Genomic DNA, 827 nt, shown 5'->3' on the forward strand with positions numbered 1-827 from the left:
ACCTTAATCAGTATGTTCTGAAAGGACTGAGAGAAAAAATATCCGTTGGTCATAGCACAGAATACCATGACAGTAAAATATCTTTATTTTCTGCTCAAAAGGGAAAATGTGCAATCAGTGGAGAAGAATTCGCAGATGCGGAACATGTAGCTGTATGGCTCAAAGTACCAAGAGCACTTGGTGGATTTGAAAGATATAAAAACATGGTTCTGATTCACAAAAAATATCTGATTCTGTTACAAGAACTGCCCCAAGCAGTAATAAAAGACCTGATAAAAACACTCAATATCACAAAAAAGATGCTCGTGAAAATCAATAGTCTGCGAGAGCAGGCGAACCTGTCAGCAATAATATAAAACTTAAATTTGGTGACTGATTAAATGTCTCGTGAAGACAATCGATGGAGCGCCGGATGCGGTGAAAGTCGCATGTCCGGTGTGAAGTGGGGGAAAAGGTGGAGATAATATCAAAACCTTACCTATCACTATAAGCAGAGACCTTGCTGTATTGCGCGCTGATTGGGTATATCCACTATGAGGCCCCGGTAGAGGAGCAGAATTTCTCTACCCTCATCGAGTTCATCAACGCCATGGAGGTCCGGGAGGATGACGAGGAGTTCAAAAACCCGGTAGACCTGATGTTTGATGCACTGGAAGCCGAGAAGCCCAACCACTTCGCCGTCCGTCAGTACAAGAAATATAAGCTGGCCGCCGGAAAAACAGCCAAGTCGATTTTGATTTCCTGCGGCGCTCGCCTTGCCGTGTTCGACATTGCAGAGTTGCGTGAGGTCACGGCTTATGATGAGCTGGAGCTGGATACTCTGGGAG

Annotated in this window: 2 pseudogenes; both read left to right on the forward strand. The window is 44.7% G+C overall.

From position 1 onward, the window contains the following. Positions 1–356, forward strand: a pseudogene (locus Q5O73_RS10495) (group II intron reverse transcriptase/maturase); the annotation flags it as partial. A 134-nt stretch (positions 357–490) separates the two neighbouring features. Further along, positions 491–827: pseudogene (locus tag Q5O73_RS10500) on the forward strand (type IV secretory system conjugative DNA transfer family protein); the annotation flags it as partial.

The organism is Eubacterium sp. AF15-50, from assembly GCF_934835595.1.
Taxonomy (GTDB): Bacteria; Bacillota; Clostridia; order Lachnospirales; family Lachnospiraceae; genus Eubacterium_G; species Eubacterium_G segne.